Here is a 19092-nt window from a genome sequence, read left to right as displayed (position 1 = left end):
ACAATCCCTGTCCTCCCACGGGTCGCACTGGCCCCCGGTCCGTGCTAGAGGCCGAGTTGGCGCTCGGCGCCCTCGACGGTCTGCGCGAGGAGGACGGCGATCGTCATCGGGCCGACACCGCCCGGTACGGGGGTGATCAAGGAGGCCCGCTCCGCGGCCGTCTCGAAGTCGACGTCGCCGACGTTGCCGGGGTTGTAGCCCGCGTCGATCACGACGGCGCCGGGCTTGATGTCCTCGCCCTTGATGAAGCGGGGCTTGCCCACGGCCGCTACGAGGATGTCGGCCTCGCGGACGATCGAGGGGAGTTCGGTGGTGCGGGAGTGGCAGTACGTGACGGTGGCGTCGCGGCCGAGCAGCAGCAGGCCGGCGGGCTTGCCGAGGATCGCGGAGCGGCCGACGACGACGGCCCGCTTGCCGCTGAGCTCGACGCCGTACTCGTCGAGCAGGCGCATGATGCCGCCCGGCGTGCACGAGACGAAGCCGGGCAGCCCGAAGCCCATGGCGGCGAAGGAGGCCATGGTGACCCCGTCGACGTCCTTGGCCGGGGCGATCGCCTCGAAGGCGGCCCGCTCGTCGATGTGCGGCCCGACCGGGTGCTGGAGGAGGATGCCGTGGACGTCGGGGTCCTCGGAGAGCGCGGTGATCGCGGCGACGAGCTCCTCGGTCGTCGTCGAGGCGGGCAGCTCGACGTGCCGGGAGCGGATCCCGGCCTTGGCGCAGCGGTTCTGCTTCATCTTCACGTACGTGACGGAGGCCGGGTCGGCGCCGACGAGGACCGTGGCGAGACAGGGGGTGACACCGGTGCGGCGGGTGATCTCGGCCGCACGGGCGGCGGTCTCCTCGACCGTGCGGCGGGCGAGCGCGGTGCCGTCCATGAGGGAGGCGGTGCTGGTGGACATGGGCCACTCCTGGGCGTCGTGGAGGACAGGGTGATCGCCCAGGCGCACGGCAGCGACGGGTCCGCGCGGTGCGCGGGTCCCGTAGGGCCGCTCCCCGGTGGTGATCCACCTCAAGCGCCAGTCACGGCCCGGGCCCCACTCTACGTGAGGCCGGGGGGGGAGGGCCGGCGGACGGCGGGCCGTGGACGACGCCTGTGGACGACGCCTGTGGACACGGCCGGCCACCGGCTCAGGCGGGCGCTCGACGCGACCGGCGATGTCGGCGAAGCGGCGCGGAGCCTCACCGTCCACCAGAACACCCTCAAGTACCGGCTACGCCGCAGCCGCGAGACCTTCGGACTCGACCTGGACGACCCGGACACGCGGCTCGCCCTATGGCTCCAGCCGCGCGCGGGAACCGGGAGTCGGGGCCGCGGCCGGTCCTCGGCCTCTTGACCTCTGTGGCAACGAGCCACTACTTTGCGGTCGACATCGACCCATTGACGACCGAACCCATTGACGACCGAGAGGAGGCGACCGGCGGATGTACACCAGCTCTGACCTGAGTCGCCTCGCCCACAGCACGGTCTGGGTTCCGGGTCGTATCGCGCACGGCTGCTGACCGCGCCGTTCTGACGTGCCCTTCCGTGGCACGTTTTTCCGGGTTTCTCTTCACCATTTCTGATCTCCTGGCACGTCGCTGACGCGTGCCGTTCTTCGCCCGCCCCTCTCACGTGGCGCGGCTGAACACAGAAAGCTGCCCGACATTGGCGAACATGATCAATCGACCCATCGCGCACCGGAACGAAGGTCTGTCATGGTAGGGGCGCGGATCACGGTCAACGGGAAAGAAGCACCGATTTCACCGGCCGCGCCCCACACCACGACGCTGGATTTCCTGCGCGAACGTGGCCTCACCGGCACCAAGGAGGGCTGTGCCGAGGGTGAGTGCGGCGCCTGTTCGGTCCTGGTGGCCCGTCCGGGCGTGAACAAGCCCACCGACTGGGTGGCGGTCAACGCCTGCCTGGTCCCGGTCGCGGCGCTCGACGGCCAGGAGATCATCACCTCCGAAGGTCTCAGCCCCGCCGGCGAACCCGGCAGGCCGCCCGCCCTGCACCCGGTGCAGGAGGAGATGGCTGTCCGCGGCGGCTCCCAATGCGGTTACTGCACACCGGGTTTCGTCTGCAGCATGGCCGCCGAGTACTACCGCCCCGACCGCTGCGCGCACGCGGACGCGGACCCAGGTCCGGACTCGAACCCGAACCTGGACGCCGGCACCGGCACCGGCACCGGCACGGGCACCGACGCCGAGCACGGTCCGAACGGTTTCGATCTGCACGCGCTGAGCGGGAACCTGTGCCGCTGCACCGGTTACCGCCCGATTCGCGATGCCGCGTTCGCCGTCGGTACGCCCACCGACGAGGACCCGCTGGCCCGCCGGCGCGAGCAGTCCCCGCCCCCACCGGTCGCCACCGAATACACCCGGGACGGCAGCGCGTTCCTGCGGAAGAGCACCCTGGACGAAACGCTGCGGCTGTTGCGCGAGCGGCCCGACGCGGTGGTCGTCGCGGGCTCCACCGACTGGGGCGTGGAGGTGAACATCCGTGCGCGCAGGGCGGATTGCGTGGTCGCGGTCGACCGGCTGCCCGAACTGCGGGAGCTGCGCGTCGAGTCCGACCACATCGAGATCGGGGCGGCGCTGACGCTCACCGAGATCGAACGCCGCCTCGACGGCGCCGTCCCGCTCCTCGCCGAGCTGTTCCCGCAGTTCGCGTCCCGGCTCATCCGCAACGGTGCGACCCTCGGCGGCAACCTGGGCACCGGCTCGCCCATCGGCGACAGCCCACCGGTGCTGCTCGCGCTGGAGGCGTCGGTGGTACTCGCCGACGCCGACGGCGAGCGCGAGGTCCCCCTCTCCGCGTACTTCACCGGCTACCGGCAGAGCGTGCGCCGTCCCGGCGAGCTGATCCGCGCGGTGCGCGTCCCGCTGCCGCTGTCGCCGGTCACGGCCTTCCACAAGATCGCCAAGCGGCGCTTCGACGACATCTCCAGCGTCGCGGTCGCTTTCGCGCTCGACATCGAGGACGGGATCGTCCGCACGGCACGCATCGGCCTGGGCGGCGTGGCCGCCACCCCGATCCGCGCCCTCGCCACCGAGGCGGCCCTGGAGGGCAGGCCGTGGGTGGCGGAGACCGTGGAGGCCGCGGCGTCGGTGCTGCGGGCCGAGGGCACGCCGATGAGCGATCACCGCGCCAGCGCCGAGTACCGCTCCGCGATGCTCGGCCAGAGCCTGTTGAAGCTGTACGCGCAGACCAGCGAGGCGGTGTCGTCATGAGTCAGTTGTCCGAGCGTCCCGAAAAGCCCGTCGTCGGTGTCTCGATGCCGCACGAGAGCGCGGTCCTTCACGTCACCGGCGCCGCGCTCTACACCGACGACCTGGTGCACCGCACCAAGGACATCCTGCACGCCTACCCCGTCCAGGTCATGAAGGCCCACGGCAGGATCACCGCGCTGCGCACCGAGCCCGCGCTGGCCGTGCCCGGTGTGGTCCGCGTCCTGACGGGTGCCGACGTTCCCGGCGTCAACGACGCCGGGATGAAGCACGACGAACCGCTCTTCCCCGACGAGGTCATGTTCCACGGCCACGCGGTCGCCTGGGTGCTCGGTGAGACCCTGGAGGCGGCCCGGCTCGGTGCGGCGGCCGTCGAGGTGGAACTCGACGAACTGCCCTCCGTGATCACGCTGCGGGACGCGATCGCGGCGGAAAGCTTCCACGGCGCTCGGCCGGTGATGCTGACCGGCGACGTCGACGCCGGCTTCGCCGACTCCGCGCACGTGTTCACCGGCGAGTTCCACTTCTCCGACCAGGAACACTTCTACCTCGAGACGCACGCGGCGCTGGCGTATGTCGACGAGGCCGAGCAGGTCTTCGTCCAGAGCAGCACCCAGCATCCTTCGGAGACGCAGGAGATCGTCGCGCACGTGCTCGGTCTGCACAGCCACGAGGTGACCGTGCAGTGCCTGCGGATGGGCGGCGGCTTCGGCGGCAAGGAGATGCAGCCGCACGGGTTCGCGGCCGTCGCCGCGCTCGGCGCCAAGCTGACGGGCCGGCCGGTTCGGGTGCGGCTCAACCGCACCCAGGATCTGACCATGTCCGGTAAGCGGCACGGCTTCCACGCCGCGTGGCGGATCGGCTTCGACGCCGACGGCCGTATCCGGGCCCTGGACGCCACCCTGACCGCGGACGGCGGCTGGAGTCTGGACCTGTCCGAGCCGGTGGTGGCCCGCGCGCTCTGCCACATCGACAACACCTACTGGATCCCCAACGCCCGCATCGCCGGTCGCGTCGCCAAGACCAACAAGGTCTCCAACACCGCCTTCCGCGGCTTCGGCGGACCGCAGGGCATGCTGGTGATCGAGGACATCATGGGCCGGTGCGCGCCGCTGCTCGGCCTGGATCCGATGGAGCTGCGGGAGCGCAACTTCTACGGGCCGGGTCAGTCGACGCCGTACGGACAGCCGGTCGTCCAGCCCGAACGGATCTCCGCCGTCTGGGAGCAGGTCAAGGAGAACGCCGGCGTCGCCGACCGCAGGCGCGAGATCGCCGCCTTCAACGCCGCGCACCCGCACACCAAGCGGGCCCTCGCGATCACCGGTCTCAAGTTCGGCATCTCGTTCAACCTCACCGCCTTCAACCAGGGCGGCGCGCTGGTGCTGATCTACAAGGACGGCTCGGTCCTGATCAACCACGGCGGCACCGAGATGGGCCAGGGTCTGCACACCAAGATGCTGCAGGTCGCCGCGACCGCGCTGGGGATCCCGCTCCACAAGGTGCGGCTGGCCCCGACGCGTACCGACAAGGTCCCCAACACCTCCGCCACCGCCGCCAGCGCCGGGGCCGATCTCAACGGCGCCGCGGTGAAGAACGCCTGCGAGCAGTTGCGCGAGCGGCTGCTGCGGGTCGCCGCCACCCAGCTCGGTACGAACGCCTCGGACGTACGCATCGTCGACGGCGTCGCACGCGCGCTGGGCAGCGACAGGGAGCTGGGCTGGGACGACCTGGTGCGCACCGCGTACTTCCAGCGCGTTCAGCTGTCGGCGGCCGGTTTCTACCGGACCGAGGGGCTGCACTGGGACGCGAAGGCGTTCAAGGGGTCGCCGTTCAAGTACTTCGCCCATGGCGCCGCCGCGACCGAGGTGGAGGTGGACGGCTTCACCGGCGCGTACCGCATCCGGCGGGTGGACATCGTGCACGATGTCGGCGACAGCCTGTCCCCGATGATCGACATCGGCCAGGTCGAGGGTGGTTTCGTGCAGGGCGCGGGCTGGCTGACGCTCGAGGACATGCGCTGGGACGCGGGCGACGGGCCGAACCGCGGCCGACTGCTGACCCAGGCGGCGAGCACGTACAAGCTGCCGAGCTTCTCGGAGATGCCCGAGGAGTTCAACGTCACGCTGCTCGAACACGCCGCCGAGGACGGCGCGGTGTACGGCTCCAAGGCGGTGGGTGAGCCTCCGCTGATGCTGGCGTTCTCGGTGCGCGAGGCGTTGCGGCAGGCCGCGGCCGCGTTCGGGCCGGGCGGGGTGAGCGTCGAGTTGGCCTCGCCCGCGACGCCGGAGGCGGTGTACTGGGCGATCCAGGCAGCTCGCCGGGACAATGCCGCCGACGGCACGGTCCGAGCCGACGCGGAAGCGTTGAGCAGTGCCTGACATGACGTGGATCGCCGCGGTCGCGCGGTTGCGGGCACGCCGGGAGCCCGGCGTGCTCGTGACCGTCGCGACCGTGCGCGGCCACGCCCCGCGCGACGCCGGTGCGAAACTCGTCGTGGGGCGGAGCGAGACTTGGGGCTCGATCGGCGGCGGCAATGTCGAGGCCGTCGCGATCGACCGGGCCCGGGAGATGATCGGCGCCTCCGAGCCGGAGCCGGAGCTGATCGATTTCGCCCTGAACGACAAGGTGACCAACCAGCACGGCGTGCAGTGCTGCGGCGGCACCGTCTCGGTGCTGCTCGAACCGCTGCCGGTGGTACGGGCGGTGGCGGTCTTCGGCGTCGGTCACGTCGGGTTGGAGCTGGCGCGCGTCCTGGCGCGCCAGGACCTCGACCTCCACCTGATCGACAGCCGTGCCGGCATGCTCACCGAGGAACGGCTCGACGTGCTGGCGGACGCGGTGGCGCGGGTGCACGTGCATCACACGCCGCTGCTGCCCGAGGAGGTGCTGGCGGAGTTGCCGCCCGGCACCCACGTCCTGATCATGACTCATGATCACGCCGAGGACGCCGCTCTGTGCGACGCCGCCTTGCGTACCCCCCGGCTCGGATCCATCGGGTTGATCGGTTCGGCGGCGAAGTGGGCGCGGTTCCGCAAGCGTCTCGCCACCGAGGGCGGTCACGACGAGGCCACCATCGGTCGGATCAAGACTCCGATCGGGCTGGCCGACATCGCCGGCAAGGAGCCGGCGACCATCGCCGTGAGCGTCGCCGCCGATCTGCTGCGCACCTTCGAGACCGAGGGGTGCTGACTCTCCCCCGTCGGAGCGACGAGGGGTGCCCCGCGCTCGTGCGCACGCGCACGGCGGGGCACCCCTCCGGCCTCACTTGGACATGATGAAGTCCAGGGCCGCGCCCTCGGCGGTCGTCCAGTACGTGACGAGCTGACCGTCGTCCGCGTACAAGGTCGTGACGGGCATGGGGACGTCCATCGGCTTGCTCGCCCTGCTGCCGGGCTTGTGGCCCTGGAGGGTGAGGGAGATGCTCTTCGCCTCGTACTCGTCCCTGGCGCCGCCGCTGACCAGCAGGGCGGCGTAGGCCTCCTCGCCCGGAGCGATGGTGACGGGCTTCCCCGGGTCCGGGTCGCTGTCCTTGATCACGGGGACCGTGGTCCGGGCGTCGGCACCGAGCCGTACGAGCGGATAGTGGTAGAGGTCGCACTTCTCGTCGCCCACGTTCTGGACGGTGATGAGGAGGTGCCTGGCCTCCTTGCTGTCCGCCGGCTCCTTCTCGGCGGAGACCGCGAGGTCGTCGGCGGTGCAGGCGGAGACGGTGCCGCCGTTCCCGCCGGGCTTGCCCGGAGTGCCGCCGGGCTTGGGCGAAGTCGTCCCACTCGGCTTGGCCGAAGCGGTCTCGCCCGGCTTCGCGGAGGTCGTGGCGCTCGGCCGGTCCGAGGGCTTGGCCCCGTCCGCGCCATCGGACGCGGCCGGCTCGCACGCCGTGGACGCGAGCAGCGCGGCGACCACCGCGGCGCCGACGGCGTAGGGCTTCCAGCCCCTGGGACTCTTGCGGTGCTGACAGGCAGGAGTGTTCATGGTGTTCCCCCGTGGTCGGCCGCGGGCGGCCGCTCTCGACTCTCGCTTTCAGCCGGAGTCTGCACACGGTTCGGCCACAACACACGTGCCTGACAGCTCTGTTACGGAGGAGGTACAGGGAAGAGGCGATTCCGTCGGACGGTCACGACGTGGCCGGCTCGTGCGGGGCGGCCTCGGCCGCGGTGTAGGAGGAGGCGAAGGTGAACGCGCGCGGGGACGGGCCCTGTTCCCGCAGGTCCGCCAGCCGCTCCAGGGCCTCGGCGACCGTGGGCAGGTGGCCGGCGGGTACCCACCAGAGCACCAGGTGTGCCTCGACGTGCCGTTCGAACCATTCGCGGCGCCGCCGCATCGCCTCCAGGTGCCCGCTGCGGTAGGCGAAGTCCCACAGAGCCTCCTGGGTCTCCCACACCGACAGGTTGACGATGACGTCCTCACCCGCCGGGCGCAGGCCGGTGGCGTCGGCCGCGCCCTCCTCCACGAGCCGCCACACGAAGCCGGGCGCGGCGTCGGCGGCCGCGTTGACCGGATCGAGCATCTCGACGAACGGCGCCACGCGCGGGTCGTCGAGGGGGTGGCGGAGCGTGGCGACGTTGAGCTGGGCGAGGTGGGCGGCGCGCGTGGGTGAGGTCATGACCTCATCCCAGCACGCCCCGCATTTCTATGTCAATGGTCGTTGTTTTTAGAACGCTCGACCACCACACAGCACTCCCCCGGCCGGGCGTCCATGCGAGCGCGGACCGGGCCGTCGGTGCCGAGCAGCCCCTCCAGCAGCGCGAGATTCATGCCGCAGACGAGCGGCGGGAAACGCTCGGCGACGGCGTGAAAGGGGCAGTTGCGCATACGGACGACCCGCCCGGCATCGTCTTCCGCGCCCTCCACGTGCGGTTCGTAGCCGCGGGCGGCGAGCGTCTCCATGGCCTCTTCGAGCCCGCCACAGGGCGCCGCCGAGCCGCGCAGGGCCTCGCCCCGGCGGCGTGCGGCGGCGCAGAGCCCGGCGTCCAACCCCGCCTGTTCGGCGGCCTCGGCCAGCAACTCGGCGGCCGTACGGTAGTCACGGGCGGGCAGCGACACGGACCGCTCCACCGGCGCACGCGTGTACACCTTGGCGGGGCGGCCCGCACCGGGCCCCGAGCGGCCCGTCAGGCGGCGGCTGCCGCTCTCCAGCAGTCCGGCCTCGGTCAGCCTGTCCAGATGGTGCGCGGCGAGCGTGCGGGCCACGCCGGCCGCCTCGGCGGCCTCGTTGCGGCCGACCTCGCGCCCCTGTGCCGCCACGTACTCGTACAGGCGGCGCCGCACCGGGTCCTGCAACATTGCGATCGCGTCGATGTCCTCCACCTGACCATTCTAGGAACGACACAGGTTGGAGTTAGAAACGCGCCCCCGCGACGGTGTCCGCAGCCGCGGGCCGACGGGGGGACGATGCTTTGGCCGGCGCCAGGACGCTCAGACCGAACGTCAGGATGCCCAGACCGAGCCGGCCCCGGCTCGGCGAGGGGCCGGACCGGGGGCGGTCGACGGGCGGGTGTCAGAGGCCGGTGCCAGGCTGAGTCGTACAGGACCCGCGAAAGGCGACGATCATGATCACCACCGACTTCGTACCCGGCTCCCCCTGTTGGCTCGACCTCGGCGCGCCCGACGTCCGGGCCGCCGCCGCCTTCTACGGCACCGTCCTCGGGTGGGAGTACGAATCCATGGGTGAGGGGCCCGACATGGAAGGCGGGATGTTCCGGAAGGACGGAAAGATCGTCGCCGGGCTCGGCAAGCTCACCGAGGAGGGTGCGCGCTCGGCCTGGATGATCTACTACACCGTCACCGACGCGGACGCCACCACCCGCGCGGTGGAGCTCGGGGGCGGCCGGGTGCGGGTGCCGCCGAGGGACCTCGACGGGTGGGGCCGGATGGCGCAGTACAGCGACCCTCTGGGGGGAGAGTTCGCCGTCTGGCAGCCGGGAACGAACAACGGTGTCGAGTTGGTGGACGAGCCGGGTTCGCTGTCCTGGACCGAGCTGTACACGAGCGACGCCGCGGCCTCGAAGGAGTTCTACGGTTCCGTCCTGGGCTGGCGGTTCAGTGACATGGAGCTGCCCGGCGGCGGGGGCACGTACTCCCTCATCACTCCCGCCGGGCTTCCCGAGGAGCGGATGCACGGCGGTCTGATGGAGCTCCGCAAGGAGGACCTCACGCTGACGAACGGCCGGCCGTACTGGCACCCCGTCTTCGCGGTCGACGACTGCGATGCCGCGGTCGCCGCGGTCACCGGGAACGGCGGCAGCGTGCAGATGGGGCCGGAGGACGCGGAGGGCGTCGGCCGGCTCGCTGTCTGCGTCGACCCGTCGAACGCCGACTTCGTGGTCCTCAAGCCCGTCGGTATGTGACGGCCGTACGGGCGCGGGGGCGCCTCAGCGGCCGACGAGGGTGTCCACGACCGCGCGGGCCACGCGCGTGGCCCGTTCGGTCGTCCAGAAGGAGGGGTCCTCGACGGTGGAGATGAAGTAGCCGCGGGTCAGCAGGAAGAGGACGTCCGCCGCCAGTTCCGGGTCGGGGACGCCCGCCGCCGCGGCCGCGTCGAGGAACTCCTGGCGGGACTCCCGCGGTTCGCGCTGGTCGGCGCCGTTCGGGTCGGTGTGCAGCGAGGAGAGCATCTCGACCCACAGCGTCCGCAGCAGCAGGTCGTCGGGCTCGGTGCTGAGGTTCCACTCGACCGTGGCCAGGAGACGTTCCTTGCCGAGGAGTTCCCCCACGCGGGCTTCCAGGTCGGTGCGCCAGCGCGACTCGGCGGCGCGGACGGCGTTGATGATCAGGGCCATCCGCGTCGGGACGTAGTTGGTGACCATCGCCGTGGATCCGCCCAGCTCCTTGGCCACGGCGCGGATGGTGATCGCGCGCGCGCCGTCGCGGGCGGCGACGGCAAGGGTGGCCTGGGCGATTTCCTTGCGGCGCTGGACTTCGTCGACGTCGATCGGCATGGAAGCAACCTAGCTCAGAGGGGGGTTGACGCTGCTGTCATCGAGATGCAACGCTGTTATATCACATTGTTTTCTCTATGTTCTCTTCTCCGTGGAGGGCCCATGAGCCTTGCCGTCGAGCGCGTCACCCCCCAGCCCGTCCCCCCGGGGGCACGGCAGCACATGGTCCGCATGCGGGACGGCGTCCTGCTGGCGACCGACGTCTACGGCACGGGTACGGGCGCGAGTACGGGCGCGGGTACGGAACCCGCCCCGACCGTGCTGGTGCGTCTGCCGTACGACAAGAACAGCCGTTACGTCTTCTTCGAGAAGATCGCGGCGCGGTTCACGGCGCGCGGTTACGTCATGGTGGTGCAGGACGTCCGGGGCAAGTTCCGCTCCCAGGGCGAGACCCTGGGCTGGACCGGCGAGGTCGACGACGGTTACGACACCATCGAGTGGGTCACGCGCCAGCCGTGGTCCAACGGGATCGTCGGCATGTTCGGCGATTCCTACTACGGCTTCACCCAGTGGTCGGCCGTCGTCGGCCAGCACCCCGCCCTTCGGGCGATCGTCCCCCGGGTGACCTGCACCCACAACGGCCCGGGTGTGGCGAGTTACGACACCGGATCCGGCCGGCAGCCCCTCTGGCTGGAGGGCGCCGACTACCAGGCGCACGTCTGGATCGACAACGACGGCTACGAATTCACCGCCGACCTCACCAAGCGCCCGCTGATCGACGCGTACGAAGAGGCCTTCGCCGCCATCGGGAAGCGCTCGGCCGGTTTCGACCTCGTCGTGGCCGGCATCCCGCTGCCCCCGTACAACGGACCGCATCCGTACGACGCCCGGCCCGTCCCCGTCCTGCACTGCGTCGGCTGGTTCGACAACCTCGGCATCGCCCACATGCGCGACTACACCGAGCTGGCCCGGCGCCCCGGGTGGGCGGCCGTGCAGTATCTGGTCGCCGACACGATCGACCACGAGAACTACTTCCTGGAGAACGCCCCGGTCTCCCCCGGCGCCGACCACCTGGCCGACGAGGCGGCGCTCGACGCCATGCTCGACACGTACACCGGTCCGGCGCTGGAGTTCTTCGACGTCTTCCTGAAAGGCGCCGCCGGACCCGATTCCCTTCCCCGCGTACGGTGGAAGCTCGGCCACGCCGACTGGCGTACGTCGACGGCCTGGCCCCCGCCCGAGGCGAGCGCGCTCGATCTCTTCCTGACCCGGCCGGCGGCCGCGACCGGGCCGGTCCCCGGCGGTCTGCTCGCCGCCGCTCCGGCGTCCGAGCCGGAGGCCGTGGAGTGGCGGTACGACCCCGACGACCTGGTCCCCTCGGCGACGGCGGACACCTTCATGGTGCTGCGCAATCACCCCGACGAGCGGAGCACGGCGGACCGGGACGACGTCCTCGTCTTCACCGGGCCGGCCCGCGACACCCCGCTGGACCTCGCCGGTCCCGTCCACGCGGTGCTGCACGTGGAGAGCACGGCGCCCACGTTCGACGTCTTCGTCCGGCTCCTCGACCTCGCCCCCGACGGCACGGCCCGGCTGATCGTCCGCGGCTGCGCCCAGGCGGACGCCGCGGGCGAGCGGGAGATCGCGCTCGGCCACACCGGTTACCGCCTGCGCCCGGGACACCGGCTCGCGCTGATGATCGCCGGCAGCGACTTCCCCAACCATCTGCCCAACTCCGGTTCGCACGAGAACCCGTGGCTGACGGTCGCCCCCAAAGCGAGTCTCCAGAAGCTCCGGACCGGATCCGTCCACCCCTCGCGCCTGCGCCTCACCGTCCTGCCCGACACCTCTACGGGGGGCGATCCACGATGACGCTCCGGTTCGTCGCCACCCGGCTGGCGACCCTGGTGGTGACCGTCCTCGCCTCCAGTCTCGCCATCTACGGCGCCCTCTTCCTCACCCCCGGCGACCCCGCCACGCTGCTCGTCGGCGGCAGCCGGAACCCCGACCCCGCCGTGCTCGCCGCCATCCACCGCGAGTACCACCTGGACGATCCGTTCCTGGCGGGCTACTGGCACTGGCTGAGCGGCTGCCTCCAGGGGGACTTCGGAAAGTCCCTGGTCTACCGCGACACCGTCGCGAACCTCATCGGCGCCCGCGCCGGCGACACCCTCGCACTGGTCGGCTACGCCGCCGTCCTGGTCCTCGTCACCGGCACCCTCCTCGGCACCGTCGCCGCCCTGCGCGGAGGCCGGACGGAGATGCTCGCCACGACGCTCACGGCGGGCGCGATGGCGGTGCCGACGTTCATCATGTCGGTCCTGCTCATCTGGGTGTTCGGCGTCCAGCTGCCGTGGTTCCCGGTGTACGGATCCGGCGAGGGGTTCACCGGCACGCTCTCCCACCTCACCCTGCCGGCCCTCGCGCTGGCGATGACCTGGATCGGTTACGTCTCGCAGGTCACCCGGACCGCCGTGCGCGCCGAGATGCGCTCGGAGCACGTGGAGACCGCGCGCGCCCGCGGCGTACCCGAACGGACCGTGCTCAGACGGCACGTACTGCACAACGCCTCCGGTCCCGTCTTCGCGGTGTCCGGCGTCGGCCTCGCCGGTCTCATCGCCACCGCCGCCGTCGCCGAGCAGGCGTTCGGGACCGGCGGCCTGGGGGCGCTGATGATCGAGGCGGCGTCCAAGCAGGACATGGCCGTGGTCCAGGCCGTGTCGCTCCTCTTCGTGGTCGCGTTCGTCGTCATCAACACCGCCGTGGACCTCGTCAGTACCGCGCTCGATCCCCGAGCAGCGCAGAAGGGCACCTCATGAGCACCGCCCTGTCCGACCGCGCCACCCTCGCCCTGGAGGCGACGTCCCGTACCGCTCGACCGCGCGACTGGCTGACGCTCGGCGCCGGTTCGGTGGTCGCCCTGTTCGTGCTTCTGGCCGTGCTGGGTCCGGTCGTCGCCCCGTACGACCCGACCGCCGTCGACCCGCTGAACGTCAACGCCGGGTCTTCCGCCGCCCATCTCCTCGGGACCGACGACACCGGCCGCGACATCCTGTCCCGGCTCATCAGCGGGACCCGGTCGAGCCTGGCGGCGCCGGCCGTGGTCATCCTGATCTCCACCACGCTCGGCACCCTGCTCGCGCTGGCCGCCGCCTGGGCGGGCGGATGGCTGGACCGGTGCGTCTCCGGCGCTCTCGACGTCGTCTTCGGCTTCCCCGGCCTGATCATGGCGGTGCTCGCCGCCGCCGTCTTCGGACCGGGTCTCGCCGCGCCGATCGTCGCCCTGTCGATCGCGTACCTGCCTTTGATCACACGGGTCGTGCGGTCCGCCGCACTCAGGGAACGCCATCTGCCGTACGTGTCCGCGCTCCAGCTCCTCGGCGCACCGACTCCTCGCATCTGGATCCGGCACCTGCTGCCGAACCTGCTGCCCCTCGTCCTCGTCCAGGCCACCATCGGCTTCGGGTACGCCCTGCTCGACGTGGCCGCCCTCTCGTTCCTCGGTCTCGGCAGCCAGCCCCCGGAGCCCGAGTGGGGGCTGATGGTGTCCAACGGAGCGCCCTCGATCCTCGCCGGCCAGCCCCAGCAGTCGCTCTACGCGGGCCTCGTCATCCTCGTGGTGGTGGTCGCGTTCAACCTGCTGGGGACGGGGCTGTCCCGACGCCTGCTCGGAGAAGACGCATGACATCGACACAGCTGCTCCAGATCGACGGACTCAGCCTCGCGCTCCCCCTCGACGGAACCATGAGGACCGTCGTCCACCGCGCCGACGTGAGCATCGCCGAGGGCCTCGCCGTGGCCCTGGTCGGCGAGTCGGGGTCGGGCAAGTCGCTGACGGCCCGCTCCGTTCTGCGCCTGCTGCCGCGCGGGGCCCGTACGGACGGCGAGCTGCTGTTCGCGGGTGAGTCCGTGCCGGACATGACACGGGAACGGCTGCGGGAGTTCCGCGCCTCGGACGTCGCCATGGTGTTCCAGGACCCGAGGGCCCACATCAACCCGGCCCGCAGCGTGGGCGACTTCCTGGTGGAGGGCCTGACGCGCGCCCGCTCCGTCCCCACCGCCCAGGCCGTCGCCAAGGTCACGAAGATCCTCCGGGAGGTCGGCATCGGCGATGCCGACCGGCGGATGCGACAGCGGCCCCACGAACTCTCCGGCGGTCTGCTGCAACGCGTGATGATCGCCGCCGCGCTGGCCGCCGAACCGCGCCTGCTGCTCGCCGACGAGCCGACCACCGCCCTCGACGTGACCACGCAGGAGGAGGTGATGGCCATCATCGGCGAGGCCCGGGAAGCCCGCGGTCTCGCCATGCTGTTCATCACCCACGACCTGGAACTGGCCGCCGCCGTGTGCGACCGGGTCCTGGTGATGTACGCCGGCTCGACCGTCGAGGAGCTGCCCTCGGCCTCGCTGCGCGACCGTGCGGCCCACCCGTACACCCGCGCCCTGCTCGCCTCCCGCCCGGCCGTCGGCGACCCCACCGCCGAGCTGCGGGCCATCACCGGCCGTCCCCTGTCCGGCTTCGAGGCGCCGCCGGGGTGCGCCTTCAGCGACCGATGTCCCCGCGTACGGGACCTGTGCCGCCGCGAGTCCCCTCGGCCGCGCTCCACCGGGGACGGCACGGTGGCCTGTCACTTCCCGCACACGCTCTCTCCCGAGGAGGCCGCACGCCATGCTTGAGGCGAGGAATCTGCGCAAGGTCTTCGGCGGCTTCGTCGCCGTGGACGACGTCTCCTTCACCCTTCCCGAGCGGGGATCGCTCGCGGTCGTCGGCGAGTCGGGGTCCGGCAAGACGACCACCGCGCGCCTGATCGCCGGGCTCGACACACCCAGCGGCGGGCGGATCCTCGTCGCGGGCGAGGAGCGCCGGCCCGGGCGGGTCCGGTCGGCCGAGCGACGCGCCCGGGGGCGGGGGATCCAGATGGTCTTCCAGGATCCGTACTCCTCCCTCGACCGGCGCCAGCGTGTGTGCGACGCCGTCGCGGAGGCGGTCCTGCTGCACCGGCGGCTGCCGGCGGACGCGCTCCGGGCCCGGGTCGCGGAGCTGTTCGACATGGTGGGCCTCGACGAGCGGCAGGCGCGCTCGCTGCCGAAGGCGTTGTCCGGCGGGCAGCGTCAGCGCGTCGCCATCGCCCGAGCGCTCGCCGCCGAACCGCGGGTGCTGATCCTGGACGAGGCGATCGCGGCCCTCGACGTGTCGATCCAGGCCCAGGTCCTCGGCCTCCTCGCGGACATCCGGGCGAGCACCGGGACGGCGCTGCTGTTCATCACCCACGACCTCGGCGCCGTCCGGCACATCAGCGAGGAGGTCATGGTGATGCGGGCGGGGCGGGTCGTCGAGTACGGCTCCCTCACGGACGTACTGGAGCGTCCGCGGGACCCGTACACGCGGCGGCTCATCGACTCCATCCCGAAGCCCGGCTGGAAGCCCCGCAGGAGGGCCGTGCGGGAAGCAGCCTGAGCGGCTACCGCACGGAGACAGACGCACAGACAGACGCTTGTCCGGCCTCGGGGGGCCGGACGAGCGTCTTCTTCTTGCCGCCGGAGAAACGACCGCGCCCCCTCGGCGGCCGTTTCCGGCGGCGACCGAGGGGGCGGGCAAGACACCCCCTAGAGGCTGCTCAGGCGGTGGGGAGTCGGTCCAGGGGTGGGCGGGTGCGCTGGGCGCGGGACTCGATCACCGTGGCCGCCTCCAGGATCAGGTGCTCGCGGAAGCGTCCTCCGATGAGCTGGACGCCGGAGGGGAGGCCGTCGGCGAGGCCGGTCGGGACGGACATGGCCGGGAAGCCGAGCACCGGGACCGCCTGCATGGGCCACTGGGCGGCGAGCAGTTCCCGTACCCGGGCGTCGCCGGCCAGGTCCGCGTCCTGCTCGAACGGGGGCTCCGCCGACACGGGTGTCAGGAGGATCCGCTCGTCACCCAGGTACTGCTGGAGGCGGGTGATGAGCGTCCCGCGCCGTGCGTATCCCTTGATGTAGGCGTCCAGCGTGGGCTGTTCGCCCCAGGTCTCGGCGGCGGCGGCGAAGGACGAGGCGAGGGAGATCCGGACCGTGTCGTCACCGAACCGCTCGATCTCCGGCATCATCGTGCGCAGCTCCTCGTAGAGGAGCAGCGACCACAGCCGGGCCGCCTCGCCGAGGAGCGGCAGTTCGACCTCCTCCACTTCGTAGCCGGCTTCGCCCAGCCAGGCGGCGGCGTGGTCCATGGCCGCCTCGACGGCGGGGTGGGGCTTGGCGATTCCGACGTCGCGGACGACGGCGACCTTCATCGGCCGTGCGCCGGGCGCGCCGAGCGGTGGGCGGGCCGGGAGCCCGACGGGGTCGCGGAGGTCGGGTGTGACCATGGCGTCCAGGCCCCGGCGCACGTCGTCGACCGTCCAGCCCAGCGGTCCGTGGACCGCCATGGTCTGGAAGGAGAGCGGGCTGTCGAACTCCATGTCCCCGCCGGGTTCCCATCCGGAGACGAGGCCCATGGTGGGCCGCAGACCGACCGCTCCGCAGCAGTAGGCGGGGAATCTGATGGAGCCGCCGATGTCGTTGCCCTGCGCGATCGGCACCATCCCGGCCGCGACGGCGGCGGCTGCGCCGCCGGACGATCCGCCCGGAGTGTGTCCGGCGTCCCAGGGGTTGAGCGTCCTGCCGTGGAGATCGTTGCCGGTGAACCACCGAACGGCGAACGCCGGGCTGTTGCTGCGGCCCATGAGGTTGGCGCCGGACCGGCGCAGGGCCGCGATACAGGCGGCGTCACCGGCGGCGACGGCGCCGGCCCAGGCCGGGACCCCGTGCGAGCTGGCGTAACCGAGCTGCGAGGTGTTGATCTTGGTGGAGACCGGCACACCCTGCAGGGGCGCCGGTTCCCCGCCGGCGGCGGTCTTCCGGTCCGCCTCCGCCGCCTGGGCCAGGGCCTCCTCGGGGCGGACGTCCACGAGGGCGTTGAGCGCGGGGTTGGTCGCGTCGATCCGCTCGAGGAAGGCCTGGGCGACCTCGGTGGCGGAGAAGACCCTGTCTCGGATCCCGGCTGCCAGCTCAGCGGCCGAGCGGTCCCAGAGCGGTGTGTCGCCGGTGCTGTCGGTCGTCTCGGTCGTCTCGGTCATCGCTGTCTCCTGAGAGGTGAGGTGGCCGCGTGTCACTTCGCCGTACCGCCGAGGTGGGCGGCCCACGGCATGCCCATGTAGGCGAACGAGGTGGGCGCGCCGCTGATGCGCTTGTTCATGAACATCCGTTCGTGCGTGGTGGCGAGGAAGAGCGCCGGGACGGTGGGCGTGAAGAGCGCCTGGGCCTCGGCGTAGGCCTGGGCGGAGGCGGCGGGGTCCGCGGAGGTGCGTGCCGCGGTGAGCAACCGGGTGACCTCGGCGTTGTGGTAGTTCGTCCAGTTGAAGAGTCCGCGCGGGGTGACCATCTCGGCCACGTACGACGCCGGGTCGGGCATGCCGACGTAGCCGAAGGTGAGGACCAGGTCGATGTCCTGCCGCAGGGAGGGGTCGTAGAAGAGGGAGGACATCTCCGTGGGCTGGAGCTGTCTGATGCGGATGTCGACGCCCAGTTTCTCCGCCGCGGCCTGAATGAAGGTGAGCGTCTGGAGTCCCTTCTGGTCGCCGGCCGGAATGGCGGCCACGAGGGGCCGGGACACGGCCTTGACCCCCGCCATGAGCTTCTTCGCCTTCTCGAGGTCCGGCGCGGGCGCTGCGGGCAGCGCCGCGTACGCGGCGTCGAATCGGTCGGCGGCCGGGTCACCGCGCCAGGTGAGCGGTGGGACGAGCGACTTCAACGTCGTAGCGTCGCCACCGAAGACGTTCTTGATCAGCGCGGTACGGTCCACGGCGAGCGACAGGGCGTCCAGGAGCCGGCGGTCGGCGGCGGGCGACGTGGCGTTGCCGGGGATGAGCAGGACGTTCTGGGTGGACGGGCCGAGGTGGGTCGTGCCGTTCTTCGCCCGGGCGAGCGCCGTGGCGCTGGTGGTGGGCAGCTCGTAGGTGCCGTCGACCTCGCCGGAGAGGAGGGCGCTGGTGAGGGTGTTGCTGTTGGTGATGAACCGGAAGTCGATCCGGCCGACCTTGGGTTTGAGCCCGCTGTCCCAGTAGGCGTCGTTACGGGTGAGGCTGATGCTGTCGCCGGACTTCCAGGCGTCGAGCGCGAACGGCCCGGTGCACATGAGCCCGCCGCGCGAGGTGCCGTAGGCGGCGCCGGCCTTCTGGGTGTACGCCTTCTGGCTGACCGCGCCGAAGGAGGTGGCCAGCGCCTTGGGGAGGGTCTGGTCGTACGTCTTGGTGCGCAGCGTCACCTGGTGGGGGCCGGTGACCTTGATCGACGTCACGGCGGCGAGGTAATTGCCGTACAGCGCCTGAGTCTTCGGGTCTCGCTGCCGTTCCAGGCTGTACACCACGTCCTGGGGTGTCATGCGGGAGCCGTCCCAGAAGGTGACGTCGTCCCGGAGGTCGAGCACCAGGGTGCGGCCGTCGGCCCAGGTCGTCTTACGGGCGAGACCGGGGCTCAGGGAGAAGTCCGCGTTCATCCGCGTCAGGGTGTCGCAGAGGTTCGCTTCGACCGTCTGCGGCGAGTAGTCACCGACTTTCGCCGGGTCGAGAGTCGTCGGCTCCCCGTAGGGCAGGGCCCACGTGACGCGGTCGACGGCTTCGGTACCGGGCGGGGTGGTGCTGGTGAGCTGGGAGGGCCGGGGTGTGCCGGTGCCTCCGCCGGGGGCGGACGTGCAGGACGCCGTGGTCAGCAGCCCCACGCTCATGAGCACCGTCAGCACCGGTTTTCTTGCAGCCATGGCTGATGCTCCTTGCCGAGGAGGGAAGGGGAGGAGCGCGCTCACCGTCGAAGGGGATGAGCTGCGGTCGAGCCGTGATAAACGAACGTCATATAACGTTGTTGCATGTCACGTTTCCATCCGGGAGGCAAACGCGTCAAGACCCTGCGGCGTCCTGTGGACAGAGCCGGGCCCGGGGCTGGCGCCGCCACGTCGGGGGCTGTAGCTTCAGCGTCCGAGCCGTCGCACGGCGCA

General features: G+C 71.5%; 17 protein-coding genes. 10 read left to right on the top strand and 7 right to left on the bottom strand.

Annotated elements, in window-relative coordinates; all coding sequences use genetic code 11:
• Nucleotides 1-44: 44 nt before the first annotated feature.
• Complete coding sequence (locus ACF06X_RS31835) at nt 45-899, bottom strand: bifunctional 5,10-methylenetetrahydrofolate dehydrogenase/5,10-methenyltetrahydrofolate cyclohydrolase (protein ID WP_392290775.1); 855 nt, start codon at nt 897-899, stop codon at nt 45-47.
• 207 nt (nt 900-1106) lie between these two features.
• On the opposite strand from ACF06X_RS31835, the gene ACF06X_RS31830 reads away from it, so the two are divergent.
• The 4 genes from ACF06X_RS31830 (at nt 1107) to xdhC (ending at nt 6399) form a co-directional block, all read left to right on the top strand.
• Nucleotides 1107-1334 carry a helix-turn-helix domain-containing protein gene (locus ACF06X_RS31830; protein WP_392290774.1) on the top strand — a complete coding sequence of 76 codons (228 nt, stop codon included), beginning with the start codon at nt 1107-1109 and terminating at the stop codon, nt 1332-1334.
• A 361-nt stretch (nt 1335-1695) separates the two neighbouring features.
• Nucleotides 1696-3213, top strand: a complete 1518-nt coding sequence (locus tag ACF06X_RS31825) for a xanthine dehydrogenase small subunit (RefSeq protein ID WP_392290773.1) — start codon at nt 1696-1698, stop codon at nt 3211-3213.
• Nucleotides 3210-5588 (top strand): xanthine dehydrogenase molybdopterin binding subunit, encoded by a 2379-nt coding sequence (xdhB, locus tag ACF06X_RS31820; RefSeq protein WP_392290772.1) that lies wholly within the window; start codon nt 3210-3212, stop codon nt 5586-5588. The genes ACF06X_RS31825 and xdhB overlap by 4 nt, the downstream gene beginning before the upstream one ends.
• Before the next feature lies 1 nt (nt 5589).
• Complete coding sequence (gene xdhC / locus ACF06X_RS31815) at nt 5590-6399, top strand: xanthine dehydrogenase accessory protein XdhC (protein WP_392290801.1); 810 nt, start codon at nt 5590-5592, stop codon at nt 6397-6399.
• Nucleotides 6400-6471: 72 nt separating this feature from the next.
• Here xdhC and ACF06X_RS31810 read toward each other — a convergent pair whose 3' ends face one another.
• The 3 genes from ACF06X_RS31810 to ACF06X_RS31800 form a co-directional block, all read right to left on the bottom strand.
• Nucleotides 6472-7182 (bottom strand): DUF4232 domain-containing protein, encoded by a 711-nt coding sequence (locus ACF06X_RS31810; RefSeq protein ID WP_392290771.1) that lies wholly within the window; start codon nt 7180-7182, stop codon nt 6472-6474.
• 142 nt (nt 7183-7324) lie between these two features.
• Complete coding sequence (locus ACF06X_RS31805; protein WP_392290770.1) at nt 7325-7813, bottom strand: DUF3291 domain-containing protein; 489 nt, start codon at nt 7811-7813, stop codon at nt 7325-7327.
• A gap of 32 nt (nt 7814-7845) precedes the next feature.
• Nucleotides 7846-8517 carry a helix-turn-helix transcriptional regulator gene (locus tag ACF06X_RS31800; RefSeq protein ID WP_392290769.1) on the bottom strand — a complete coding sequence of 224 codons (672 nt, stop codon included), beginning with the start codon at nt 8515-8517 and terminating at the stop codon, nt 7846-7848.
• A 242-nt stretch (nt 8518-8759) separates the two neighbouring features.
• On the opposite strand from ACF06X_RS31800, the gene ACF06X_RS31795 reads away from it, so the two are divergent.
• Nucleotides 8760-9557, top strand: coding sequence for a VOC family protein (locus ACF06X_RS31795; RefSeq protein ID WP_392290768.1), 798 nt, complete (start codon nt 8760-8762; stop codon nt 9555-9557).
• Nucleotides 9558-9581: 24 nt separating this feature from the next.
• On the opposite strand, the gene ACF06X_RS31790 is transcribed toward ACF06X_RS31795, so the two are convergent.
• Entirely contained in the window at nt 9582-10148 is a 567-nt protein-coding gene (locus ACF06X_RS31790) for a TetR/AcrR family transcriptional regulator (RefSeq protein WP_392290767.1), read from the bottom strand.
• 102 nt (nt 10149-10250) lie between these two features.
• On the opposite strand from ACF06X_RS31790, the gene ACF06X_RS31785 reads away from it, so the two are divergent.
• Genes ACF06X_RS31785 through ACF06X_RS31765 form a run of 5 tightly spaced genes read left to right on the top strand, consistent with a single transcriptional unit; the run spans nt 10251 to nt 15546 of the window.
• Nucleotides 10251-11960, top strand: a complete 1710-nt coding sequence (locus ACF06X_RS31785) for a CocE/NonD family hydrolase (RefSeq protein ID WP_392290766.1) — start codon at nt 10251-10253, stop codon at nt 11958-11960.
• Nucleotides 11957-12907, top strand: a complete 951-nt coding sequence (locus tag ACF06X_RS31780; protein WP_392290765.1) for an ABC transporter permease — start codon at nt 11957-11959, stop codon at nt 12905-12907. Before ACF06X_RS31785 ends, ACF06X_RS31780 begins: the two co-directional genes overlap by 4 nt.
• On the top strand, nt 12904-13773 hold the full coding sequence (locus ACF06X_RS31775) for an ABC transporter permease (RefSeq protein WP_392290764.1): 870 nt from the start codon (nt 12904-12906) through the stop codon (nt 13771-13773). The genes ACF06X_RS31780 and ACF06X_RS31775 overlap by 4 nt, the downstream gene beginning before the upstream one ends.
• Nucleotides 13770-14765, top strand: a complete 996-nt coding sequence (locus ACF06X_RS31770) for an ABC transporter ATP-binding protein (protein ID WP_392290763.1) — start codon at nt 13770-13772, stop codon at nt 14763-14765. The genes ACF06X_RS31775 and ACF06X_RS31770 overlap by 4 nt, the downstream gene beginning before the upstream one ends.
• On the top strand, nt 14758-15546 hold the full coding sequence (locus tag ACF06X_RS31765; protein ID WP_392290762.1) for an ABC transporter ATP-binding protein: 789 nt from the start codon (nt 14758-14760) through the stop codon (nt 15544-15546). Before ACF06X_RS31770 ends, ACF06X_RS31765 begins: the two co-directional genes overlap by 8 nt.
• 160 nt (nt 15547-15706) lie before the next feature.
• Here the strand turns inward: ACF06X_RS31765 and ACF06X_RS31760 are convergent, their stop codons facing one another.
• The gene (locus ACF06X_RS31760) at nt 15707-17179 is read right to left on the bottom strand and encodes an amidase (RefSeq protein ID WP_392290761.1); all 1473 of its coding nucleotides are present in this window, start codon (nt 17177-17179) and stop codon (nt 15707-15709) included.
• 32 nt (nt 17180-17211) lie between these two features.
• Entirely contained in the window at nt 17212-18858 is a 1647-nt protein-coding gene (locus ACF06X_RS31755; protein ID WP_392290760.1) for an ABC transporter substrate-binding protein, read from the bottom strand.
• Between the last annotated feature and the right edge of the window lie 234 nt (nt 18859-19092).

This window comes from Streptomyces sp. NPDC015346, assembly GCF_043078785.1.
Lineage (GTDB): Bacteria > Actinomycetota > Actinomycetes > Streptomycetales > Streptomycetaceae > Streptomyces.
The sequence above is the reverse complement of the archived record's forward strand: the minus strand, read 5'-3'. Positions and strand labels throughout refer to the sequence as shown.

What these genes read in the sequence shown, in the direction of transcription:
- ACF06X_RS31790 (WP_392290767.1), bottom strand. Translation starts at nt 10,148, where the DNA reads ATGCCGATCGACGTCGACGAAGTCCAGCGCCGCAAGGAAATCGCCCAG.
- ACF06X_RS31835 (WP_392290775.1), bottom strand. Translation starts at nt 899, where the DNA reads ATGTCCACCAGCACCGCCTCCCTCATGGACGGCACCGCGCTCGCCCGC.
- ACF06X_RS31795 (WP_392290768.1), top strand. Translation starts at nt 8,760, where the DNA reads ATGATCACCACCGACTTCGTACCCGGCTCCCCCTGTTGGCTCGACCTC.
- ACF06X_RS31760 (WP_392290761.1), bottom strand. Translation starts at nt 17,179, where the DNA reads ATGACCGAGACGACCGAGACGACCGACAGCACCGGCGACACACCGCTC.
- ACF06X_RS31810 (WP_392290771.1), bottom strand. Translation starts at nt 7,182, where the DNA reads ATGAACACTCCTGCCTGTCAGCACCGCAAGAGTCCCAGGGGCTGGAAG.
- ACF06X_RS31765 (WP_392290762.1), top strand. Translation starts at nt 14,758, where the DNA reads ATGCTTGAGGCGAGGAATCTGCGCAAGGTCTTCGGCGGCTTCGTCGCC.
- ACF06X_RS31825 (WP_392290773.1), top strand. Translation starts at nt 1,696, where the DNA reads ATGGTAGGGGCGCGGATCACGGTCAACGGGAAAGAAGCACCGATTTCA.
- ACF06X_RS31780 (WP_392290765.1), top strand. Translation starts at nt 11,957, where the DNA reads ATGACGCTCCGGTTCGTCGCCACCCGGCTGGCGACCCTGGTGGTGACC.
- xdhC (WP_392290801.1), top strand. Translation starts at nt 5,590, where the DNA reads ATGACGTGGATCGCCGCGGTCGCGCGGTTGCGGGCACGCCGGGAGCCC.
- ACF06X_RS31775 (WP_392290764.1), top strand. Translation starts at nt 12,904, where the DNA reads ATGAGCACCGCCCTGTCCGACCGCGCCACCCTCGCCCTGGAGGCGACG.
- xdhB (WP_392290772.1), top strand. Translation starts at nt 3,210, where the DNA reads ATGAGTCAGTTGTCCGAGCGTCCCGAAAAGCCCGTCGTCGGTGTCTCG.
- ACF06X_RS31755 (WP_392290760.1), bottom strand. Translation starts at nt 18,858, where the DNA reads ATGGCTGCAAGAAAACCGGTGCTGACGGTGCTCATGAGCGTGGGGCTG.
- ACF06X_RS31770 (WP_392290763.1), top strand. Translation starts at nt 13,770, where the DNA reads ATGACATCGACACAGCTGCTCCAGATCGACGGACTCAGCCTCGCGCTC.
- ACF06X_RS31785 (WP_392290766.1), top strand. Translation starts at nt 10,251, where the DNA reads ATGAGCCTTGCCGTCGAGCGCGTCACCCCCCAGCCCGTCCCCCCGGGG.
- ACF06X_RS31805 (WP_392290770.1), bottom strand. Translation starts at nt 7,813, where the DNA reads ATGACCTCACCCACGCGCGCCGCCCACCTCGCCCAGCTCAACGTCGCC.